Origin of the sequence: Janthinobacterium sp. P210005 (assembly GCF_036231865.1) — a bacterium.
Taxonomy (GTDB): Bacteria; Pseudomonadota; Gammaproteobacteria; order Burkholderiales; family Burkholderiaceae_D; genus Janthinobacterium; species Janthinobacterium kumbetense.
On sequence record NZ_JAZARC010000003.1, the window covers coordinates 1 to 20,278 of the forward strand.

Here is a 20,278-nt window from a genome sequence, read left to right on the forward strand (position 1 = left end):
CGGCAATGTTGGCCACGTGTTCGGACAGCGCGCCCAGCGCTTGCGCATGCAGGGCGAAGTCGATGGCGGGTGCGCTGTCGGGCAACATATTGTTGAATGACGCGTTGCCGCACGCCTGCTGCAATCGGTTGATGCAGCCGTAACCCCGGTTGTCGAGCACGACGATGATGAGTTTTTTGTCCAGCATGACGGAGGTGGCGATTTCCGAATTCATCATCAAATAACTGCCGTCGCCCACCATGACGACAACCTCGGCATCCGGTTTCGCCATCTTGACGCCCAGGCCGCCGGCGATTTCATAGCCCATGCACGAATAGCCGTATTCCATGTGGTAGCCGCCGGGCGTGCTGGTGCGCCACAGTTTATGCAGTTCGGCCGGCAGCGTCCCCGCCGCGCAAACGACGATGTCGCGGCTGGTCGAGTCCGGTGAAGAGCGCTGCACGGCGCCGATGACTTCGCCGTCATACGGCAAGCCGTCCACCTCGCGCTGGCCAGTAATGGCCAGGATGGTATCGCGCCATGCGTTCCCAGCCTGCTGCGCGCGGTCCAGCCATTGGCCTGCGCTATTCCAGTTAGGCAAGTACCGCGACAAGCCCTGCAAGCCAAGTGTCGCGTCCGCCTGCACGCCCAGGCCACGGCGTTTCAGCGCATCGAAAGCGTTGACGTTCAGGCTGACCAGTTGCGCTTGCGCAAACAGGGAGTTCGATCCCGTCGTAAAATCCTGCAAGCGCGTGCCCACGGCCAGCACCACGTCCGCCTGCGCTGCCAGGGCATTCGCTGCGGGCGAGCCGGTGACGCCGATGGCGCCCAGCTGCAGCGGATGGTCCCACGGCAAGGCGCTCTTGCCGGCCTGGGTTTCCGCCACGGGGATGCCGTGGCGCTCGGCAAACGCCTGCAAGGCGACGCCGGCCTGGCCGTACAGCACGCCGCCGCCGGCCACGATCAGCGGCTGTTTCGCGTTGCTCAGCAAGGCGGCCGCCTCTTCCAGTTCCTGCTCCACAGGCGGCACAGCGCGGAAACGCACGGTGCGCGGCTCGAAAAAGTCGGCCGGATAGTCATACGCCATCGTCTGCACGTCTTGCGGCAGAGATAACGTGACGGGACCGCAGGCGGCCGGGTCCGTCAAGGCGGCAATGGCACGCGGCAAGGCCGTCAGCAATTGCTCCGGATACACGATGCGGTCGAAATAGCGTGATAAAGGTTTAAAAGCGTCATTCACCGACACGCTGCCGTCGCCGGCATCTTCCAGCTGCTGCAATACGGGGTCCGGCGCGCGCGAGACGAACACGTCGCCGGGCAACAGCAAGACCGGCAAGCGATTCACGTGGGCCAGCGCGGCGGCCGTCAGCAAATTGGTGGCGCCGGGGCCGATGGAACTGGTGACGGCCAGCATGCGCCGGCGCATGTGGGCTTTCGCATACGCAATGGCCGAGTGCGCCATCGCCTGCTCATTGTGGGCGCGGTACGTGGGGAAACTCTCCCGATATTGGTACAGCGCCTCGCCCAGGCCCGCCACGTTACCGTGGCCAAAGATGGCGAAGGCGCCGCCGAACAGGGGGATCAAGGAACCATCGCCCTCTTCCGTGCGCAAGGCACCCAGGTAGCGGACTAAAGCCTGGGCCATGGTCAATCTGATCGTGGCGCTCATGCTGCACGCTCCAGGCGGTTGCGCGTACGCTGCCACAGGGCAATGAGCTGCTCGAAGTTGGCGCGCACGGCGGAGATCAAGCCCGCATCGTCGAGTTCGCCCGCCAGCCAGCGGCGGCTCGGCTCCTGGAAGATGGTGCGTCCCACCATGAAGCCGCGGCACGTCGTGCTGGCACTGGCTTGTTCAAAACTGGCGGCCAGGGCGGCGATCGGCGCGTTCAAGCCCAGCAGGACGACGCCACGGCAATACGGATCGCGCTCGTGCACGAGGGCATCGATGGCTTGCCATTGCTGGGCTGACATGCTTTCCAGCTTCCACCATTCCGGGTAAATGCCCAGGTTGTACAAGCGCTTGACGGCGCGCAAGACCGTGTCGTCGTGCTGCGGCAAGGACTTCGCAGGAATAATTTCCAGCAGCAACTCATGGCCCGTGATTTGCGCCGCGTCGTACAAGCCCTTGATCTGCGCTTCCTGCTCCAGACGGTTTTCCGGCGTATCGTCCGGGTGCAACTGCACCAGGCACTTGATCACGTGTTCCTTGGGCCACTGCGTCAGGCGCGACGCCAGCGAGCGGCCCCAGTCGAACTGCAGCGGGTTCGATCCCGGCATCTCGACAGGACGGCCGATCCACCAGCCGCGCCCGGTCGCATCGTTGAGCGCATCGACGCCATAGCGGTCATCGATCAGCACGCCCGTGCCGCCCTGCAAGCCACGCGCTGCTTCCGTCTGGCCCACGGCTTGCACAAACAGTTGCTTCAGCGTTGAAATCCGCGCTTCATCACTAACGCCCTGTTGCGCCAGATCAAAGAATTGCGTGCGATGATCAAACGCGAACACGCACAGCTCGTCCCACTGCGGGCGCGCCACCGTCGTGCGGTGCAGGCGCGACAAGGTGGCGTCCTGGTCCGGTTGCGTCAGTTTCGCCGCATTGGCGAGGAAATAGTCGAGCTCGATGGGCGACGGCATGGCCGGCGCGCAACCGTGGCGCGACACGACCAGGGCGCCGCAGCCATTTGCATAGCGGCAGCACGCCTCGTAATCCTCGCCGCGCAGCCAGCCTTTCAGGAATCCCGAGAGAAACGCGTCGCCCGCGCCCAGCACGTTCAGCACTTCGACGCGCACGCCCTGATAGTTGAAGGCCGCATCGAGGCTGGCAGGAATGGCCGCGTCGATGACGGCGCAGCCCAGCGGCCCCCGCTTGACGACCAGCGTGGCACCGCTCACGGCCCGCACGGCGCGCAAACTGGCCATGATGTCGGCGCCGCCGCCGGCAATCATGAATTCCTCTTCCGTGCCGACGATCAAGTCGAACTGCGGCAAGATCGCCTGCAGGTGGCGCGTCACGCCGTCGTTCGAAACGAAACGCGTTTCGCCATCCGCCTTGCCCGATAAACCCCACAGCACGGGCCGGTAATCGATGTCGAGCACGGTGCGCACGTTGTTGGCGCGCGCCAATTTCAGGGCCTGCGTGCTGACGGCGTGCATCGTAGCCGTCGAAAAATGCGTGCCGGTGATCAACAGCGCCTTGCTGGAAGCGATAAAGGCGGCGTCGACGGCGGATGGCTCGATGGCCATGTCGGCGCAGTTTTCACGGTAGAAAATCAGGGGAAAGGTGTTTTTATCCTTGATGCCCAGCATGACGAGGGCCGTCAGGCGGTCGTGGTCGATGCCGACATGGCTGACGTCGCAACCCTCTTTCGCCAAGGTGTCCGTCAAGAAACGCCCCATGTGGTCGTCGCCCACTTTCGACAGCATGGCGGACTTCAAGCCCAGGCGGGCCGTGCCGAAGGCGATATTCGCCGACGAGCCGCCCAGGTACTTGGCGAAACTGGTCGCGTCTTCCAGGGTGCTGCCGATCTGCTGCGCGTACAGGTCCACCGCCAGGCGGCCCAGGCAGATCACGTCCAGCGCGCGGCTCTGGGAAAATTCAGTCGTATTCTTCATCACATGCATTCCTTATGACAATTGCACGATGCGCTGTTCGCGCCATGACACGGTGGCCGCCTCGGCCAGTTCCAGTGCCTTCAAGCCATCATGGACGGTGGTGCGCAAGGGCGCGCCATGGGCAAAGGCGTCGAAAAAGTGCGCCATTTCGCTGGCGTAGGCGGCGCGGTAGCGTTCCAGGAAAAAGTCTTCCGGCTTGTCGACGCTGACGTTCACTGAGCCATAGGCCGTCACTTCCGTCGGCTTGTGGTTGCCTGCCTGCAGCATGCCGGCGCTGCCCAGCACCTCAAAACGCTGGTCATAGCCGTAGGCGGCGCGGCGCGAGGCATTGATCTGGCACAAACGTCCCTTGGCCGTGCGGATGGTGACGACGGCCGTGTCCAGGTCGCCGGCCTCGCCGATGGCCGGGTCGACGAGGCAGCTGCCCGTGGCGTGCACGCTGACGGCTTCATCGTCGAGTATCCAGCGGAAAATGTCGAAATCGTGGATCAGCATATCCTTGAAGATGCCGCCCGATACCTGGATATAGCTGACGGGCGGTGGGCCGGGATCGCGGCTGGTGACGATGAGCAACTCCGGCGCGCCGATCTCGCCCGCTGCGATGCGCTGCCTGACGGCGGCAAACGTGGGGTCGTAGCGGCGCTGGAAACCGATCATGCACAGCACGCCAGCATCCTTGACGGCAACGGCGGCGGCGCGCGCACGCTCCAGCGTCAGGTCGATGGGTTTTTCGCAAAAGATGGCCTTGCCGGCGGCCGCTGCGCGCACGATCAGGTCCGCATGCGTATCCGTGCTCGACGCGATCAGCACGGCCTTGACTTCAGGGTCGGCCAGCACCGCTTCCACGCTGGCGACGCTGGCGCCATGCAGGGCCGCCACTTCCGCCGCCGCGCCCGCATGCACGTCGACCACGTATTTCAGGCGCACGCCAGGCTGGCGCACCAGATTGCCGGCGTGAATGCGGCCGATGCGCCCGGCGCCGAACAATGCCACTTGAATCATTTCCATCTCCTTGATAGTCGGGATAATGCTGCCCGAAAATGCACACGTGTGCATTTTCGGGCAAAAAAGGTTAAAACAGGTGGATGACGCCCAGCATCACACCGCTGAGCTTGGCACCCTTCTTGGTGGCGGCGAAGGCATTGCCGCCAAACGTGTAGTTGGCGTTCCTGTCGTTATTCGTTTGCGTATAGTAGGCGTAGACGGTGCTGCGCTTGGACAGGTAATACTCGTAGCCCAGGGTGGCCTGCTTGGCGCCGCTGTCGTCGCCGCGCACCAGGGTGGTCGCCTTGATGGTCACGCTGCTGCCGTTGGGCGCGCTGCCGGACACGTCGCCTGCCACGCCGAACCTGCCGATGAAGGAACCGCCGCCCGCCTTGTAGGCGCCCGTGATGGTGAAGTAGTCGCGCTGCAAGTCGCCGCCGGCCACGTCATACACCATGCGGTTCCAGGCCACGCCCACGTCGCCGCCGCCGCCGAAGTTGTAATTGCCCACGGCGCGGAACATCTTTTCGCTGAAGCCGGGACGCAAGTCCTTGTGCTTTTCATAGCCGACGGCGCCCTTGATGGGGCCGTTCACGTATTGCACGATGCCCGAATAGATGCGGTCGCCGTTCGACGCCTCGTTTTCGCTGGCGCGGTAAATCGTGGCGCTGAAGCCTTGCAGCACGGGCGTGCGGTAGCTGACGGCGTTCGAACTGCGGCGGTTGAAGCCTTCTCCGCCCAGCTGGGAGATGTTGGCGTCATCCTGGATGCCTTCGCCCACGAAACGGTTGGTGTAGCCGTTGATCTGGCGAATCGGCGTAGCGAAGCGGCCCAGCGCGATACGGCCATAGGCGGGGTTTTCCAGCCCGACAAAGGTATCCTTGCTATTGATGGCGCCCGTTCCATCGTCCAGCTTGGCATTGCCCTCGATCTGGAAGAAGGCCGTGTTGCCATTGCCCAAGTCTTCCCTTCCCCGGAAGCCGATCTTCGAGGAATTGTCCGATACGCGAGAAATGGATTCGCCATTCGGCGCCGTGGCCGAGCTTGACGTTTCGATACGGTCGAAGCCCGCATGGATGCGGCCGTACACGACGACGCTCGATTCGGCCAGCACGCAGCCTGGCACGGCCAGCAAGAATACGGCGGCGATCTTGTTCAACTGCATGGTGTTCATCTCGTTTTTCATCCCGTTTTTCATTTTGTCTCCTGCTTGTTTTTATGGTGGTGGATTACTCATGATGCTCAACAGTGTGTTGCCACTCCGCGCGTCCCTCGCCGGACGCCTGTCCTCCCTTTCAATAAAATGTGCTCAGGCACAGCGCGGCAAGGCCAGCGCCGCCAGTTGCGGATACAGGCGGGGGCCGCCCACCAGGATGGGATTGCCCTTTTCCAGGCCGTTATCGGCCAGGAAATCATTGCAGCGCCCGCCCGCCTCGTTGACGAGCACGATACCGGCCAGGCAATCCCAGGAATTGATGTGCGGCTCGAAATAACCGATCAGGCGCCCGGCCGCCACATAGGCGATCATCAGCGCGCCGGAACCGTTGCGGATGAACATGCCGCCCTCTTCCAGCACATCGAGCAGGAACGGTAAAAAGGTGTCGGTGCCCACGCGGTGCGAAAAGCCCACGCCCAGCACGCCGCCCTGCAGGCTGACCACGTCGTTGACGCGCAGCCGCGTTTCGCCGGCCTTCGCTGCCACGTAGGCGCCCTGCCCCTGGCAGGCGTGGAACAGCTCGTCCGCATTCGGGTCGTACACGGCGCCGATGGCCGGCTTGCCGTCGACCAGCACGCCGATCGACACGCACCAGGCCAGCATGCCGTTGACGAAGCAGGCCGTGCCGTCGATGGGATCGATGACCCACACGCAGCGCGCGTCCGACGCCCCGCCGCCCCGCTCCTCGCCCACCACGGCGTCGTCAGGAAAACGCGCGGCGATTTGCGCACGCACATAGTCTTCCACCATGCGATCGGCGATACTGACCATGTCCTGCAAGCCCTTTTCCTCGATCACGAGTTCCGTGCGGCGGTGAAACATGCCCAGCGCAATCTCGCCGGCCTGGCGGATGATGTGCCGGGCGTAGGCATAGCGCTCCAGGGTGGCCGCGTCGGCCAGTACCGCTGCCTGTGTCATATCTGTCATGCTTGTCCTCCAATGATGGCTGCGCCATGTTCGTGTACGGTCATGGCGACCGATGTGCCTTGCGTGAAAACCTGGCTCAAGTCGTGCGAGACGGCAAACAGTTCGCCGACCGGCGTGTCGAGCGTGTATTGCATTTCGCGCCCCAGGTAGGTGGCGCGTGCCACGCGCACCACCATGGCGCTGTCGGGCTGCGCGGGCGACAGCAGGATCGCTTCCGGACGCACGGCGAAACTCGCTTCGCCGCTGCGCTGGCTGCGGCATGGCAGACGCAGCCGCAACTTGCCCATGACGCAGGTGGCCTTGCCGTCGGCCACCGCTTCGATCACGCCATCGACGATGTTCGCGTTACAGATGAAGTCGGCGACGAATTTGTCGGCCGGCGATTCGAACAGCTCGTGCGGCGTGCCCTTTTGCGCGATCACTTGCCGGTTCATCACGATGATCTGGTCGGAAATGGCCAGCGCCTCTTCCTGGTCATGCGTGACATACACGGCCGTCAAGCCCAGCTTGACCTGGATGTCGCGGATCTCGTCGCGCACGCGGCGGCGCAGTTTCGTGTCGAGGTTCGACAGCGGTTCGTCCAGCAGCAGCACCTTGGGCTGCAGCACCAGCGAACGGGCCACGGCCACGCGCTGCTGCTGGCCGCCCGACAACTCGTTCGGGAAGCGCGCGGCAAAGTCGGCCAGGCCCACCAGGCGCAAGCTTTCCTGCGCCCGTTCCACGGCGCGCGGCTTGGTTTCACCGGACACGATGAGGCCGTAGCACACGTTGTCGAGCACCGTCATGTGCGGAAACAAGGCATAGGACTGGAACACCATGCTGACGTCGCGCTCGGCGGCCGAGGTCAAGGTGACGTCCTCGCCAGCCAGCAGGATGCGCCCGGCGCTGACGCGTTCCAGGCCGGCGATCAAGCGCAGGGTCGAGGTCTTGCCGCAACCGCTGGGGCCCAGCAGGGTGACCATGGTGCGCGGCGCGATCGTGAACGACACATCGTTCACGGCCAGCGCCTTGCCGTAGCGCTTGGTAACGCCGTCGAATTCCAGCGCGGCAATCTCGGTTTCATGGGTAGTAAAGTGGTTCATGCGTAGCTCTTTTCCAGGTTGGGAACGACGGCCGGCAGCGTTTTTTCGGCGCTGACGCGGCGAAGGCGGCGCTTGCCGACCAGCAAATGGATCAATTGGATGCACAGCAGGATGACGACGATCAAGACCGTGGCGTAGGCGATGGCCGTGCCATAGTTGCCGTTCGACACCAGGCCGATGATGTAGGACGTGGCCATGTCGTAATCGGCGCTGACGAGGAAGACGACGGCCGAGATCGACGTGATCGAACGCACGAAGCCATACACGAGGGCCGAGGCGATGGCCGGGCGCAACAGCGGCAGGATGACCTTGCGCATGGTGGTCCAGCTGCTGGCGCCCAGGGTGATCGAGGCCTCGTCCAGGCTGCCGTCGAGCTGGCGCATGGCGGCGATGCCCGTACGCAAGCCCATCGGCATGTTGCGGAAGACAAAGCACAGGATCAAAATCGTCGCCGTGCCCGTCAACTCGATGGGCGCCGAGTTGAACGCCAGGATGTAGCTGATGCCGATGACGGTGCCGGGAATGGCAAAGCTGAGCATGGTGCCGAACTCGAACGCGCTTTTCAGGGCGAATTGCTGGCGCACCAGCAGCCAGGCCGAGAGGATGCCGACAAAGGCCGTCAAGGGCGCGGCGATGGCCGAAATCGTCAAGGTGGTGAACAGCGACGGCCAGGCCTGGCCCGTCCAGTGCCAGCCGGAAGCGCCCGCCGTGATGCCGAAAGCGTCGATGTAATGGCGCAAGGTGAAGGCATTGTCCTGGCCCCAGTTATTCACGAAGCCGCCCGCCACCACCGTGCCATAGATCAGGGCCGTGAAGGCGAACCATGGCAGGGCGATGGTCCACAGCATGGTTTTCAGGCGCGGGTTGAGCGAGGCGTGGCCGCCGTGGTCGGCCTTGCCCGTCACCGTCACATACGATTTCTTGCCCAGCCACAAGTTCTGGATGAAGAAGGCGCCCACGGCAAAGGTCAGCAGCACGATGGCCAGGGTGGCGGCCCGGCCCTGGTCGTTCGAGGCGCCCACCACGGAAAAGAAGATTTCCGTCGACAGCACGTGGAAGTTGCCGCCCAGCACCATCGGGTTGCCGAAGTCGGCCATGCTTTCGATAAAGCACAGCAAAAAGGCATTGGCGATGCCGGGACGCATCAAGGGCAGCGACACCTTGACGAAGGTTTGCCAGCTGCTGGCGCCCAGGGTGCCCGACGCTTCTTCCAGCGAGGGGCTGACGCCTTCCACCACACCAATTAATGTCATGAAGGCAATCGGCGCAAAGGCCAGCATCTGCGACAGCCACACGCCCGTCATGCCGTACAGCCAGCGGCTCTGCTCGATACCAAACAGGTCGCCGACGAGGCCCGTGATGGCGCCGTTACGGCCGAACAGCAAGATCAGGGCCAGGCCCAGCACGAAGGGCGGCGTGACGATGGGGAGTATCGTAATGGCGCGCATCGGGCGTACCCAGCGGCCATTGGTGCGCGTCACCAAGAGGGCGAACACGAGACCGAGGAAGGTGGCCGACACGCCCGTCAGCAGCGCCAGCGCCAGGGTATTCCAGGCCACGCCGCAGCGGCCGGGACCGGACACGCAATTGAGGCTCCAGATGCCGGGGTCCGCCAGGCGGCGCGCCAGAGCGGCGGCGCCCGTGCCGCCATCGTCCATGGGCTGGCCGGCGCTGACGAGGATCAGCGCGACGGGGAACAGCACGAACAGGGAGATCAGGCAAATGATGAGGCCGATGGCGCCGGCCACGAAGGCGTCGCCGCGGCACACGCCACAGGCGGCCGCGCCCGAGGTGAGGAGGAACAGCAGGCACAGCGCCAGCAGCAGCGCGCCGAAGCCCAGGCCCGTGCTGGCGGCCAGTGGCCCCCAGCCCAGCCATGCCAGCCACAGCATGCCGGCGCCGCCGATGGCGATCTGGCCCAGGCCCAGGGTCTTGCGGTGAGGATTGCCGGCTACCAGGGCGGCGCTGGCGGCGATCAGGGCGAAGAACACGCCCAGCGGCCAGGCGCCGAACGACAGCAGGTGCAGCACGGCCGGTGCGCCACGGTCACTGAAGAACTGGCCGTCGCGCAACCATTCGCCGGCAAACAATCCCGCTTCCTGTTGCTGCCATGGCAACAGGCACAACGCTGCCAGGGCGGCCAGCAGCCAGCCGTAAAATATCTTTTTCATGAGGTCTCTATCCAGCTAAGTAGACCCGCCGGCATGGCCATTGCGGCATGCGGCAGGTTCGGTACGATGACAGTCTTTACGCCTTAATTGCCGGCCGAATAAATCTGTGTCGTCCAGCGTTGCAGCAAACGCTTGCGCGTGTCCGAGGCGCCATACTTGGCGAAGTCGTAGTTGATGGTCTTGATGTTTTCCAGGCGGGGCGAGGCGGCGGGAATGGTGGCGGCCGTGTTGGACGGGATCTGGAACGCCAGCGCCTTCACGGCTTCGCTCTGCACGTCCGGACGCAGGGCGAATTCATAGAATTTCTTTGCCTGTTCCATGTTTTTCGCGCCCTTGACGATGCTCATCGAGCCGATCTCGTAACCCGTGCCTTCGCAGGGCGGCAAGACTTTCACGGGAAAGCCGGCCACGGTGAGTTTCATCAGGTCATGCATGAAACCGATGGCCACGCCCGCTTCGCCACGGCCCACGTCCTCGCCGGGCGCCACGCCCGCGTTCGGATACTTGCTGACGTTCTGCCCCATTTTCGCCAGGAAATCGAAGGCTTCCTCTTCGCCGAACAGCTGCACCACGGTGGCCAGCGCGTTGTAGGCGGCGCCCGAGGAGTTCGGGTTGGCCATCTCGATCTCGCCCTTGTAGGCGGGCTTGACGAGGTCTTTCCAGCATTGCGGCGGCGGTAGGTTTTTCTTCTTCAGCACGTTTTCGTTGTAGGCCAGGCCCAGGATGCCGATGTAGATGCCGACGGTGCGGTACTTGGCCGTCTCGGCCTGCTTGAGCGCCCACGGCTGCAGCTTGGGCAGGGTGGGCGACTTGTATTCTTCCGTATAGCCTTCGGCGGCCGCTTGCAGGTGCGGGTCGCCCGTGCCGCCCCACCAGATGTCCGATTTCGGGTTCGACGCTTCGGCGCGGATCTTCGCATAGGCCTCGCCGGCGCTTTTCCTGATCATCGATACCTTGATCTTGCTTTCCGCCTCGAAGCGGTTCTTCATCAGCTGGCACCACTCCATGTCGGCTGAACACAGCACGGACAGGCGTTCCTCGGCGGCCATGGCCGTCATCGGCAGGGCCAGGCTTATAGCAATCGCAACATTGCGCATCTTCATCGTCTCACTCCAAGTTTGTTGTCGTTGTGGTACTTCAGACCGCACCGCTATCTTGCGGTGTCACTGTCCAGGGATGTGCTTTTTCAAGACTTGCACTGCATTGCACACGTGTGCATACCTTACCACCAGCCGATTTTGACTGTCAACAAGAATCTCGGCAGGCGTGCGGCGTGGTGTTTTACCGACAAAAAAGCCGCCAGCGTTGCAGCTGGCGGCTTTCGGGACCGGTGGGGTCAGAGGGGTGTTACTGCCAGGCTTCCTTGCCCTCGCGTGGCTTGCCCACCATCAGCAGCGCGCCCAGGGTCAGCACGGCTGCCAGCGACAGGTAATAGCCCACGTACTGCAAGCCATAGTTCGTGGCCAGCCAGGTGGCGATGTACGGCGCCAGCGAGGCGCCCAGGATGCCGGCCAGGTTGAACGTCAGCGACGCGCCCGTGTAGCGCACTTCGGGCGGGAACAGTTCGGACAACATCGTGCCCAGCGGTCCGTAGGTCATGCCCATCAGACCCAGGCCGACAGCCATGAAGACCGTCACTTCCCACGTCACGCCCGAACCGAACATGGGCGCGAGCACCAGGCCGAAGATGGCGATGGCGACGGAGACCCAGATCAGGGTGGCGCGGCGGCCGCGGCGGTCGGCCAGCACGGCCGAGAATGGAATCGTCAGGGCAAAGAACAGCACGGCAAACAGCTGCACGACGAGGAATTCCTTGCGCGTGAAGCCCAGTTTGGTCGTACCCCAGCTCAGCGCGAACACCGTCATCAGGTAGAACAGCACGAAGGTGGCCAGGGCGATGATGGTACCCAGGAACAGCATGCGGCCATGCTGGCGGAACACGGTCGCGACGGGAAGTTTGACGACCTCGTTCTTGTCGATGACTTTCTGGAAGTCCGGCGTTTCCGTGATCTTCAGACGCACGTACAGGCCGACGATGACCAGCAGCGCGCTGGCGAGGAACGGGATGCGCCAGCCGTAGCTGAAGAATTGCTCATCGGTCATGGTTTCGCTCAGCAGCAGGAAGATGCCGCCCGACAGGAAGAAGCCGATCGGCGCGCCCAGCTGCGGGAACATGCCGTACCAGGCGCGTTTGCCCGGTGGCGCATTTTCCGTGGCCAGCAGCACCGCGCCGCCCCACTCGCCGCCCAGACCCAGACCTTGGCCGAAACGGCACAGCGCCAGCAGCAGCGGCGCCAGGGTGCCGATGGCGGCATACGTCGGCAGCAAGCCGATGATGACGGTGGAGATACCCATGGTCAGCAAGGCGGCTACGAGGGTGGCCTTGCGGCCGATGCGGTCGCCGAAGTGGCCGAACACGGCCGAACCGATGGGACGGGCGAAGAAGGCGATGGCGAACGTGGCCAGCGACTGCAGCACGGCGGCCGACGGGTCGCCGGCGGGGAAGAACAGTTTCGGGAACACCAGCACGGCGGCGGTGGCGTAGATATAAAAGTCAAAGAACTCGATGGTGGTGCCGATCAGGCTGGCGAACAGCACCGTGCCGGGGGAATTTTTCTTGGGGGGGGTGCTCATTTACTGCGCTCCTTGGGGAGGGTGTCTAAAGGCCATTCTCTGGATGTTTTTTCAGGCAGCAGCACAGCACGTTGTCTCCGTGTCGTTCGCATATCATAGCCTTGCGTGCATGCATTTGCTGCGCATTTGCTATTAAATTTGCAAACAAAAAACAACGGTTTTAGTTGCCGTAGCGAACTGCCGGCAACGCGCGCTAACGCGCCGTGATCAGTGCTGATTTAGAGAAACAACGGTCGTGCGCCATCCGGTTACCCGGGGCACGGCAGGAAAGGCGTCAGGGGATGGGCGACGTGTATCAGGCCCGGCGTATCGCCAGGCATTCCGTACCAGACCCGCGCGTCGGCATCGCGGCATCGGTCATTTGTGGTGAATCCTTGCCTGCGGCCCCTCCGGGTGGAGCGGGCCGGCGATGATCGCGCCTGCATCACGAAGGATGCGGTTGATCTTGCTGTAAGCGGCTTATGATACGCGCAGTGGTGCAGTGCGGCAAGAAATGATGGAAACCGCCTACGCGTCGATCAGGGCGAACGCCTTGGCGATCTCCGCGCTGTCGAGCGGGCGCACGAGGCGCGCCACTTCCTGGCCATCCTTGAGGAAAATCAAGGTCGGCCACAGTTTCACCCGGAACGAGCGTCCCAGGGCGCGGCCGGGGCCGTCTTCCACGCGCAGGTGCGGCACCTCGGGGTGCTGCGCAAAGGCGGCGGCCAGCGGCGCCTGGGTGGCGCGGCAGTGGCCGCACCAGCCCGTGCCGAATTCCAGCAGGGCCGGCCCTGCCAGGGCGTCGATCCCGGCCCGCGTAGGTTGCGCCACAGCATACGTGTCATTCATCATGCCAGTCTCCTTGACAACTTAGACCACTTTCACGCGCAAGGTCTCCAGGCCATCGATGGCCCCCACCAGCTCGTCGCCGCGCTGCACGGCCGCCACGCCGGCCGGCGTTCCCGTGTAGATCAGGTCGCCGGGCTGCAAGGTAAAGTAGGTCGACAGGTCGGCGATGGTTTCCGCCACATTCCAGATCAGCATGTCGATGCTGCTGCTTTGGCGCAGCTCGCCATTCACGTGCAAGGTGATGGCGGCATGGCTGACGTCGCCCGCCTGCGCGGCCGGCGTGATGGAACCGATGGGCGCCGAGTGCTCGAACGCCTTGCCCGTCTCCCACGGACGGCCCTGCTTTTTCGCGGCACCCTGCACGTCGCGGCGCGTCATGTCCAGGCCGATCGCATAACCCCACACGTGGCTCAGCGCATCGGCCACGCCGATATCGCTGCCGCCCTTGCCGATGGCTACCACCAGTTCCATCTCGTGCTGGAAATCCTGCGTCTGCGCCGGATACGGCAACTCGCCCGTCGTGCCGGCAGGCACGGGCAGCACGGCGTCGGCAGGTTTCATGAAGAAAAACGGCGCCTCGCGGCCCGTGTGGCCCATTTCCTGGGCATGGTCGACATAGTTGCGGCCCACGCAATAGATGCGGTGGACGGGGAAAGTATCAACGCTGCCGCTGACGGGAACGCTGGGCTGGATGGCTGCGGCAATGACATACGACATGGAAACTCCTGATCGGCACGATAAAAAGGCGGTGATGAAAAAGGGGACACCGCAGTGTCCCCTTATTTTACGGCAAGCTTACTTCAGCAGTCCCGAGCGGCTCGGGTCCGGCATGCGGATAGCCACGATGAAGGAAATCAGGCACATGATGGTCACGTACCAATAGAAATACTCTTCCACGTGCCAGGCCTTGAACTGCAGCGCCACGTATTCGGCCGAACCGCCGAACATGGCGTTGGCGACCGCATACGACAGGCCCACGCCCAGCGCGCGCACTTCGACGGGGAACATTTCCGCCTTGATCAAGCCGCTGATCGACGTATAGAAGCTGATGATGGCCAGCGCGATGATGATCAGGCCAAACGCCGCGTACGGGCTGGTGATGTCTTTCAAGGCATGCATGATCGGCAACACGCACAGGGTGGCCAGGCCGCCAAAGAACAGCATCGAGGTGCGGCGGCCGATGCGATCCGACAAGGCGCCGAACACCGGCTGCAAAATCATGTAGACGAGCAAGGCGCACGTCATGACGGCGCTGGCCGTCTTGGTATCCATGCCGGCCGTGTTGACCAGGTATTTCTGCATGTAGGTGGTAAACGTGTAGAACACGAGCGAGCCGCCGGCCGTAAAGCCGAGCACGGTGATGAAGGCGCGCTTGTGCTTGAGCAAGCCGCGCAGGCTGCCAGCGTCCTTGTCCTTGCGCTCGCTGGCGGTGGTCGTTTCCGTCAGGGATTTACGCAGGTTCAGCGACACGAGGGCCGCCAGGGCGCCGAAGACGAACGGGATGCGCCAGCCCCAGGCACGCAATTCTTCCAGGGTCAGCAATTGCTGCAAGACCACCAGCACCAGCAAGGCCAGCAACTGGCCGCCGATCAGGGTCACGTACTGGAACGAGGCGAAGAAACCGCGCTTGCCCGATTCCGACACTTCGCTCATATAGGTGGCGCTGGTACCGTATTCGCCGCCCACGGACAAGCCCTGGAACAGGCGCGCCACCAGCAGCAGGAACGGCGCGAAGGCGCCGATGGTTTCATACGTGGGCAGCACGGCGATCATCAGCGAGCCGCCGCACATCATCAGCACGGAAATCATCATCGACTGGCGGCGGCCGTATTTGTCGGCGATGCGGCCGAACAGCCAGCCGCCCACGGGACGCATGAGGAAGCCGGCGGCAAAGATGCCGGCCGTCTGCAGCAGCTGCGTCGTCGGGTTACCAGAAGGGAAGAAGGCGTGCGAGAAGTACAGCGCGCAGAACGAGTAAATGTAGAAGTCGAACCATTCGACCAGGTTACCGGAGGAAGCGCCAATGATGGCCTTGATGCGCTGCTGGGATGTCAGCTGCGCAACGTCATGCGGAGTATCGTGGGATGTCATATCAGTCTTCTTGTTCGTGTGAAAAAGCCAACGCCAGCCGGGTTGCCCTGGCTGGTTTTGCATCATACGCCCTTGATCAGGGTCAAAAAGCCGGCCGGCATACGCGTTAATACGTATCGCCGGCAACTTTTTTCACCTGCGGGCGGGCGGAATCAGACCCGTTCCAGCACCAGCGCGATGCCCTGGCCGATGCCGATGCCGCATCTTGTGTCAGTGCACAGTGCACAGTGCATGGTGCCTGCCCGGACGCGCTGGAGGTCAGACCCGTTCCAGCACCAGCGCGATGCCCTGGCCCACGCCGATGCACATGGTGCACAAGGCATAGCGCCCGCCCGTGCGGTGCAGCTGGTTGACGGCCGTCATGGCCAGGCGCGCGCCCGACGCGCCCAGCGGGTGGCCCAGGGCGATGGCGCCGCCGTTCGGGTTCACGCGCGGGTCGTCGTCGGGTAAACCCAGCTGGCGCAGCACGGCCAGGCCCTGGGCGGCAAACGCTTCGTTCAGTTCGATGACGTCGAAGTCGGCCAGGGTCAAGCCCGTCATGGCCAGCACTTTCAGGGTGGCGGGCGCGGGGCCGATGCCCATGATGCGGGGCGCCACGCCGGCGGTGGCCATGGCCACGACGCGGGCGCGCGGCGTCAGGCCATAGCGGGCCGCGTTCGCCTCGTCGGCCAGCAGCAGGGCCGCCGCGCCATCGTTGACGCCGGACGCGTTGCCGGCCGTGATCGTGCCATCCGCACGCACGACGGGCTTGAGTTTCGTCAAGGTTTCCAGGGTGGTGGCGCGCGGATGCTCGTCGCGGGCAACGATGACAGGGTCGCCCTTCTTCTGGGCGATGTTGACGGGGCAGATTTCACTGTCGAACACGCCCGCCTGCTGCGCCGCCAGCGCTTTCACCTGGCTGGCCAGGGCGAACGCATCCTGATCAAGACGGCTGATGCCGAAGTCCGACGCCACGTTTTCCGCCGTTTCCGGCATCGAATCGACGCCGTACTGCGCCTTCATCAAGGGATTGATGAAGCGCCAGCCGATGGTCGTGTCTTCCATTTTCATGCCGCGCGAAAAGGCGCTGTCCGCCTTGCCCATGACAAACGGCGCGCGGCTCATGCTTTCCACGCCGCCGGCGATCAGCAAGCCCGCTTCGCCGCTCTTGATGAAGCGGGCGGCGCTGCCGATGGCGTCCAGGCCCGAGCCGCACAGCCGGTTCAGGGTGGCGCCCGGCACGCTGTCGGGCAAGCCGGCCAGCAGGGCGGCCATGCGCGCCACGTTGCGGTTGTCCTCGCCCGCCTGGTTGGCGCAGCCGTACAGCACGTCGGTGACGGCGTTCCAGTCCACATTCGGGTTGCGCGCCATCAAGGCGCGGATGGGCACGGCGCCCAGGTCGTCGGCGCGCACGCCGGCGAGTCCTCCGCCATAGCGGCCAAACGGCGTGCGCTGCGCGTCGCAAATGTAAGCATGGGTCATGTTCTTTCCTCCAAGAAAGTGTATTGAATGGGCGGTAAATTAACGTCCGTCCGTCAGCGGCACGGCCGTCAACGCTTGCAACTGTTCGAAACTCAAGCCGTCCACCAGTTCGACGACCGTGGCGCCGGCGGGCGACAGGTCGAGCACGGCCAGGTCGCTGTAGATGCGGCTGACGCAGGCTATGCCCGTGAGCGGATACGTGCATGCCTGCACCAGCTTGCTTTCACCCGTCTTGGTCAGCAACTCCATCATGACCCAGGTTTTTTTCGCGCCGATGGCCAGGTCCATGGCCCCGCCCACGGCGGGAATGGCGTCGGGCGCGCCCGTGTGCCAGTTGGCCAGGTCGCCCGTGGCGGAGACTTGAAATGCGCCCAGCACGCAGATGTCCAGGTGGCCGCCGCGCATCATGGCGAAGCTGTCGGCGTGGTGGAAGTAACTGCCGCCGGCCAGCAGGGTGACGGGTTGCTTGCCAGCATTGATCAGGTCGTAGTCTTCCTCTCCCGGCGTGGGCGCGGGGCCCATGCCGATCACGCCGTTTTCGCTGTGCAGGATGATGTCCGCGCCGGCCGGCAAGTGGTTCGCCACCAGCGTCGGCAAGCCGATGCCCAGGTTGACGACATTGCCTTCATGGATGTCGGCCGCCACGCGGGCCGCCATTTGATCTCGATTCCATTTATTCACTTGATATTCCTCAGGCAGCTTTGAAGCCGGCGGGGCCGGTGGCCGTGCGCGGCACTTGCACCAGGCGCTGCACGAACAGGCCCGGCGTGATGACGTGCTCGGGATCGATGCTGCCCAGTTCAGAAACTTCATGCACAGAAGCAATGCTGACTTTCGCGGCCATGGCCATGATGGGGCCGAAGTTGCGCGCCGTCTTGCGGTAGGTCAAGTTGCCCCAGCGGTCGCCCTGCTCCGCCTTGATCAGCGCGAAGTCGGCGTGGATCGGCGACTCGAACACATACATGCGGCCGTCGATCTCGCGCGTTTCCTTGCCCTTGGCCAAGTCCGTGCCATAGCCCGTGGGCGTGAAAAAGCCGCCGATGCCGGCGCCGGCGGCGCGGATGCGCTCGGCCAGGTTGCCCTGCGGCACCAATTCCAGCTCCAGCTTGCCCGCGCGGTACAGCGCGTCGAACACGTGGGAATCGGCCTGCCGGGGGAACGAGCAGATGATCTTGCGCACTTGCCCGTTTTTCAGCAGGGCGGCCAGGCCCGTGTCGCCATTACCCGCATTGTTGTTGACGATGACGAGGTCGCGCGCGCCCTGGGCGATCAAGCCGTCGATCAGCTCGGCCGGCTGGCCCGCGCCGCCGAAGCCGCCAATCATGACGGTGGCGCCATCGTGGATATCGGCCAGCGCATCAAGCACGCTGGAACGCAGTTTGTCGATCATTGCCTGTCTCCTCCCAATCAAACCCATCAGATATTTGTTCGTATGACGAACAAATATTCGTATTTAGAACTTATTCGTGAGAATATGCCTGATCGGGGCGCTTGTCAATTTGCCGTTTTCGCCGGCCCCATGGCTATAATTGCCACCTTGACCAATTGGAATCGCCATGACCGCACGCAGCAGCACGCCCCTTTCCGCCGAAGAAACCCTCGATGCCGACGGCGCGCCGCGTCCTGGCGACAGCTATGTGCAATCGTTCGCGCGGGGCCTGGCCGTGCTGCGCAGCTTTGGCGCGGACGCGCCGCAACAGACCCTGAGCGAAGTGGCGGAGCGGGCGCAGCTGACGCGTGCGGGCGCGCGGCGCATCCTGCACACCTTGTTGCATCTTGGCTACGTGGAAGCGGATGGACGGCTGTTCCGCCTGACGCCGAAGGTGCTCGACCTCGGCTATGCCTATTTGTCGTCGCTGCCCGTGTGGACGCAGGCGCAGCCGCTGCTGGAAGAATTGATGCAGACCTTGCGCCAGTCGTGCTCGGCCACCGTGCTCGACGGCGACGACATCGTGTATGTGGTGCGCCTGTCCGCGCACCGCACCATGTCGATCAACCTGGGCATCGGCAGCCGCCTGCCCGCCTACTGCACCTCGATGGGACGGGTTTTACTGTCGGGCCTGGCGCCCGAGGTGCTGCGCGAACGGCTGTCGAAGATGGCGTTGCTGAAAATCACGCCGGCGACCAAGGTCGATATCGACGTCTTGATGGAAGAGATTGCGCAAGTACGGCGCCAGGGCTGGTGCCTGGTGCAGGAAGAGCTGGAACAGGGCTTGATCGCCCTGGCGGCGCCCGTGTTCGACCGGGCCGGCAAGGTGGTGGCGGCGATCAACGTCAGCGGCCAGACGGCGGGGCCGTCCGTCGCGCACCTGCTGGAACACAGCTTGCCGAAACTGCTCGACACGGCAAGCCGGGTCAGCGCCCTGGTGCGCGTGCAGCAGTAGCGCTTATTGCTTGAACCTTATTTCTTAAATTTGGCGCACGGGTCCGGGCGCGGTTGCGCGGGCATCGTTTGCGTCAGGTCAAACGTGCCCTTGTAGCCGCTGCCGCCCTGCTCCAGGTAGCCGATGCTGCGCACGTTCAGCTGCGGGTCGGCCAGCTTCAGCCAGCGGGGCACGCCGATATCCTTGCGCACGTGGTCGTTGCCGGCGATCAACACCACGTCGCGCGGCGCCTGGTCGCGGATCAGCTTGGCCATCCAGATATCGCGCGCCACCTGGGCGTTGACGACACCTTTGATCATCATGTCGGGCAGCATATTGCAGCGGGCCGCCTGGACTTCCTTCTCTTGCCCGTCCAGGATGTCTGCCGGCACGGGCGCGGCCAGGTACGTGGCCACCATGGCCGGCGGCATGGCCCACTGGATGCCATCGCGCACGATGCGCGAGGCATCGGCGGGCGACAGGTTGCCGGCGACCAGGCTCAGCTGGTAGCTGATGACGAGGTCCAGCACGGGCCGGTACAAGCTCCAGTCCCAGCGCGGCTGTTCCATCACGCGGATGATGCAGTCGGGGTCGGCGCAATCGCGCGCGGCGCGCGTCAGCAAAGCCTGGTTTTCGCGGTCGAACTGTTCCATGACAATCACGGGACGCCAGCCGGTCGCCAGGCGGCGGCGCAATTCCTCGACGCGCAGGCGCTGGCCTTGCGCATTGTCATGGACTTCACCCAGCAGCAACACTTGCGGATTGGGCAAGGTGTCGGCCACGGGCACGGGAGCAGGCGGAGCGTCTTTCTTCAGCAAGCTGCCGCAGGCGGCCAGCGCCAGCACGCTGCACAACAGGGCGGCGCGTGCGCCGGCGCGGAAAATCTCGGTTTTCATGTCAGGCGGGTATCTTCAAGTGGCGATGCGCCAG

The 20,278-nt window shown here is 64.0% G+C and carries 17 protein-coding genes; 1 reads left to right on the top strand and 16 read right to left on the bottom strand.

Annotation, left to right across the window (positions count from 1 at the left end):
• The 15 genes from iolD to VPH40_RS13725 form a co-directional block, all read right to left on the bottom strand.
• Nucleotides 1–1,648, bottom strand: a 1,648-nt coding sequence (iolD, locus tag VPH40_RS13655; RefSeq protein WP_328573687.1) for a 3D-(3,5/4)-trihydroxycyclohexane-1,2-dione acylhydrolase (decyclizing), incomplete at its 3' end; no start/stop codon positions are given.
• Nucleotides 1,645–3,591, bottom strand: coding sequence for a bifunctional 5-dehydro-2-deoxygluconokinase/5-dehydro-2-deoxyphosphogluconate aldolase (locus VPH40_RS13660; RefSeq protein WP_328573688.1), 1,947 nt, complete (start codon nucleotides 3,589–3,591; stop codon nucleotides 1,645–1,647). The genes iolD and VPH40_RS13660, both read right to left, overlap by 4 nt.
• A 12-nt stretch (nucleotides 3,592–3,603) precedes the next feature.
• Complete coding sequence (gene iolG / locus VPH40_RS13665) at nucleotides 3,604–4,593, bottom strand: inositol 2-dehydrogenase (RefSeq protein ID WP_328573689.1); 990 nt, start codon at nucleotides 4,591–4,593, stop codon at nucleotides 3,604–3,606.
• A gap of 70 nt (nucleotides 4,594–4,663) precedes the next feature.
• Nucleotides 4,664–5,773 (bottom strand): porin, encoded by a 1,110-nt coding sequence (locus VPH40_RS13670; protein ID WP_328573690.1) that lies wholly within the window; start codon nucleotides 5,771–5,773, stop codon nucleotides 4,664–4,666.
• A gap of 111 nt (nucleotides 5,774–5,884) precedes the next feature.
• On the bottom strand, nucleotides 5,885–6,718 hold the full coding sequence (locus VPH40_RS13675; RefSeq protein WP_251350320.1) for an inositol monophosphatase family protein: 834 nt from the start codon (nucleotides 6,716–6,718) through the stop codon (nucleotides 5,885–5,887).
• The gene (locus VPH40_RS13680) at nucleotides 6,715–7,800 is read right to left on the bottom strand and encodes an ABC transporter ATP-binding protein (protein ID WP_305057468.1); all 1,086 of its coding nucleotides are present in this window, start codon (nucleotides 7,798–7,800) and stop codon (nucleotides 6,715–6,717) included. Before VPH40_RS13680 ends, VPH40_RS13675 begins: the two co-directional genes overlap by 4 nt.
• Nucleotides 7,797–9,971, bottom strand: a complete 2,175-nt coding sequence (locus VPH40_RS13685; protein ID WP_328573691.1) for an ABC transporter permease — start codon at nucleotides 9,969–9,971, stop codon at nucleotides 7,797–7,799. The genes VPH40_RS13680 and VPH40_RS13685 overlap by 4 nt, the downstream gene beginning before the upstream one ends.
• A gap of 83 nt (nucleotides 9,972–10,054) precedes the next feature.
• The gene (locus tag VPH40_RS13690) at nucleotides 10,055–11,074 is read right to left on the bottom strand and encodes an ABC transporter substrate-binding protein (protein WP_251350317.1); all 1,020 of its coding nucleotides are present in this window, start codon (nucleotides 11,072–11,074) and stop codon (nucleotides 10,055–10,057) included.
• A gap of 244 nt (nucleotides 11,075–11,318) precedes the next feature.
• Nucleotides 11,319–12,605, bottom strand: coding sequence for an MFS transporter (locus VPH40_RS13695; RefSeq protein ID WP_099376599.1), 1,287 nt, complete (start codon nucleotides 12,603–12,605; stop codon nucleotides 11,319–11,321).
• Between the two features lie 507 nt (nucleotides 12,606–13,112).
• Nucleotides 13,113–13,436: a thioredoxin family protein gene (locus VPH40_RS13700; RefSeq protein WP_099666576.1), complete on the bottom strand. Its 324-nt coding sequence runs from the start codon at nucleotides 13,434–13,436 to the stop codon at nucleotides 13,113–13,115.
• A gap of 18 nt (nucleotides 13,437–13,454) precedes the next feature.
• Entirely contained in the window at nucleotides 13,455–14,150 is a 696-nt protein-coding gene (locus tag VPH40_RS13705) for a fumarylacetoacetate hydrolase family protein (protein WP_289900331.1), read from the bottom strand.
• Between the two features lie 78 nt (nucleotides 14,151–14,228).
• Nucleotides 14,229–15,524, bottom strand: a complete 1,296-nt coding sequence (locus tag VPH40_RS13710) for an MFS family transporter (protein WP_099666574.1) — start codon at nucleotides 15,522–15,524, stop codon at nucleotides 14,229–14,231.
• Between the two features lie 258 nt (nucleotides 15,525–15,782).
• A complete protein-coding gene (gene pcaF, locus VPH40_RS13715) occupies nucleotides 15,783–16,985 on the bottom strand; it encodes a 3-oxoadipyl-CoA thiolase (RefSeq protein ID WP_328573692.1) in 1,203 nt (400 codons plus the stop codon).
• A gap of 39 nt (nucleotides 16,986–17,024) precedes the next feature.
• Nucleotides 17,025–17,666 carry a 3-oxoacid CoA-transferase subunit B gene (locus VPH40_RS13720; RefSeq protein ID WP_328573693.1) on the bottom strand — a complete coding sequence of 214 codons (642 nt, stop codon included), beginning with the start codon at nucleotides 17,664–17,666 and terminating at the stop codon, nucleotides 17,025–17,027.
• A 10-nt stretch (nucleotides 17,667–17,676) separates the two neighbouring features.
• Nucleotides 17,677–18,375: a 3-oxoacid CoA-transferase subunit A gene (locus VPH40_RS13725; protein WP_328573694.1), complete on the bottom strand. Its 699-nt coding sequence runs from the start codon at nucleotides 18,373–18,375 to the stop codon at nucleotides 17,677–17,679.
• 166 nt (nucleotides 18,376–18,541) lie between these two features.
• Here VPH40_RS13725 and VPH40_RS13730 point away from each other — a divergent pair, with 166 nt between their 5' ends.
• Nucleotides 18,542–19,369: an IclR family transcriptional regulator domain-containing protein gene (locus tag VPH40_RS13730; protein WP_328573695.1), complete on the top strand. Its 828-nt coding sequence runs from the start codon at nucleotides 18,542–18,544 to the stop codon at nucleotides 19,367–19,369.
• 17 nt (nucleotides 19,370–19,386) lie between these two features.
• Here VPH40_RS13730 and VPH40_RS13735 read toward each other — a convergent pair whose 3' ends face one another.
• Nucleotides 19,387–20,244 (bottom strand): ChaN family lipoprotein, encoded by an 858-nt coding sequence (locus VPH40_RS13735; protein WP_328573696.1) that lies wholly within the window; start codon nucleotides 20,242–20,244, stop codon nucleotides 19,387–19,389.
• Nucleotides 20,245–20,278: the final 34 nt, after the last annotated feature.

Coding starts and splice junctions, on each gene's coding strand:
- VPH40_RS13685 (WP_328573691.1), bottom strand. CDS start 9,971: ATGAAAAAGATATTTTACGGCTGGCTGCTGGCCGCCCTGGCAGCGTTG.
- VPH40_RS13680 (WP_305057468.1), bottom strand. CDS start 7,800: ATGAACCACTTTACTACCCATGAAACCGAGATTGCCGCGCTGGAATTC.
- iolG (WP_328573689.1), bottom strand. CDS start 4,593: ATGATTCAAGTGGCATTGTTCGGCGCCGGGCGCATCGGCCGCATTCAC.
- VPH40_RS13675 (WP_251350320.1), bottom strand. CDS start 6,718: ATGACAGATATGACACAGGCAGCGGTACTGGCCGACGCGGCCACCCTG.
- VPH40_RS13730 (WP_328573695.1), top strand. CDS start 18,542: ATGACCGCACGCAGCAGCACGCCCCTTTCCGCCGAAGAAACCCTCGAT.
- pcaF (WP_328573692.1), bottom strand. CDS start 16,985: ATGACCCATGCTTACATTTGCGACGCGCAGCGCACGCCGTTTGGCCGC.
- VPH40_RS13710 (WP_099666574.1), bottom strand. CDS start 15,524: ATGACATCCCACGATACTCCGCATGACGTTGCGCAGCTGACATCCCAG.
- VPH40_RS13670 (WP_328573690.1), bottom strand. CDS start 5,773: ATGAAAAACGGGATGAAAAACGAGATGAACACCATGCAGTTGAACAAG.
- VPH40_RS13700 (WP_099666576.1), bottom strand. CDS start 13,436: ATGATGAATGACACGTATGCTGTGGCGCAACCTACGCGGGCCGGGATC.
- VPH40_RS13660 (WP_328573688.1), bottom strand. CDS start 3,591: ATGAAGAATACGACTGAATTTTCCCAGAGCCGCGCGCTGGACGTGATC.
- VPH40_RS13690 (WP_251350317.1), bottom strand. CDS start 11,074: ATGAAGATGCGCAATGTTGCGATTGCTATAAGCCTGGCCCTGCCGATG.
- VPH40_RS13695 (WP_099376599.1), bottom strand. CDS start 12,605: ATGAGCACCCCCCCCAAGAAAAATTCCCCCGGCACGGTGCTGTTCGCC.
- VPH40_RS13725 (WP_328573694.1), bottom strand. CDS start 18,375: ATGATCGACAAACTGCGTTCCAGCGTGCTTGATGCGCTGGCCGATATC.
- VPH40_RS13735 (WP_328573696.1), bottom strand. CDS start 20,244: ATGAAAACCGAGATTTTCCGCGCCGGCGCACGCGCCGCCCTGTTGTGC.
- VPH40_RS13705 (WP_289900331.1), bottom strand. CDS start 14,150: ATGTCGTATGTCATTGCCGCAGCCATCCAGCCCAGCGTTCCCGTCAGC.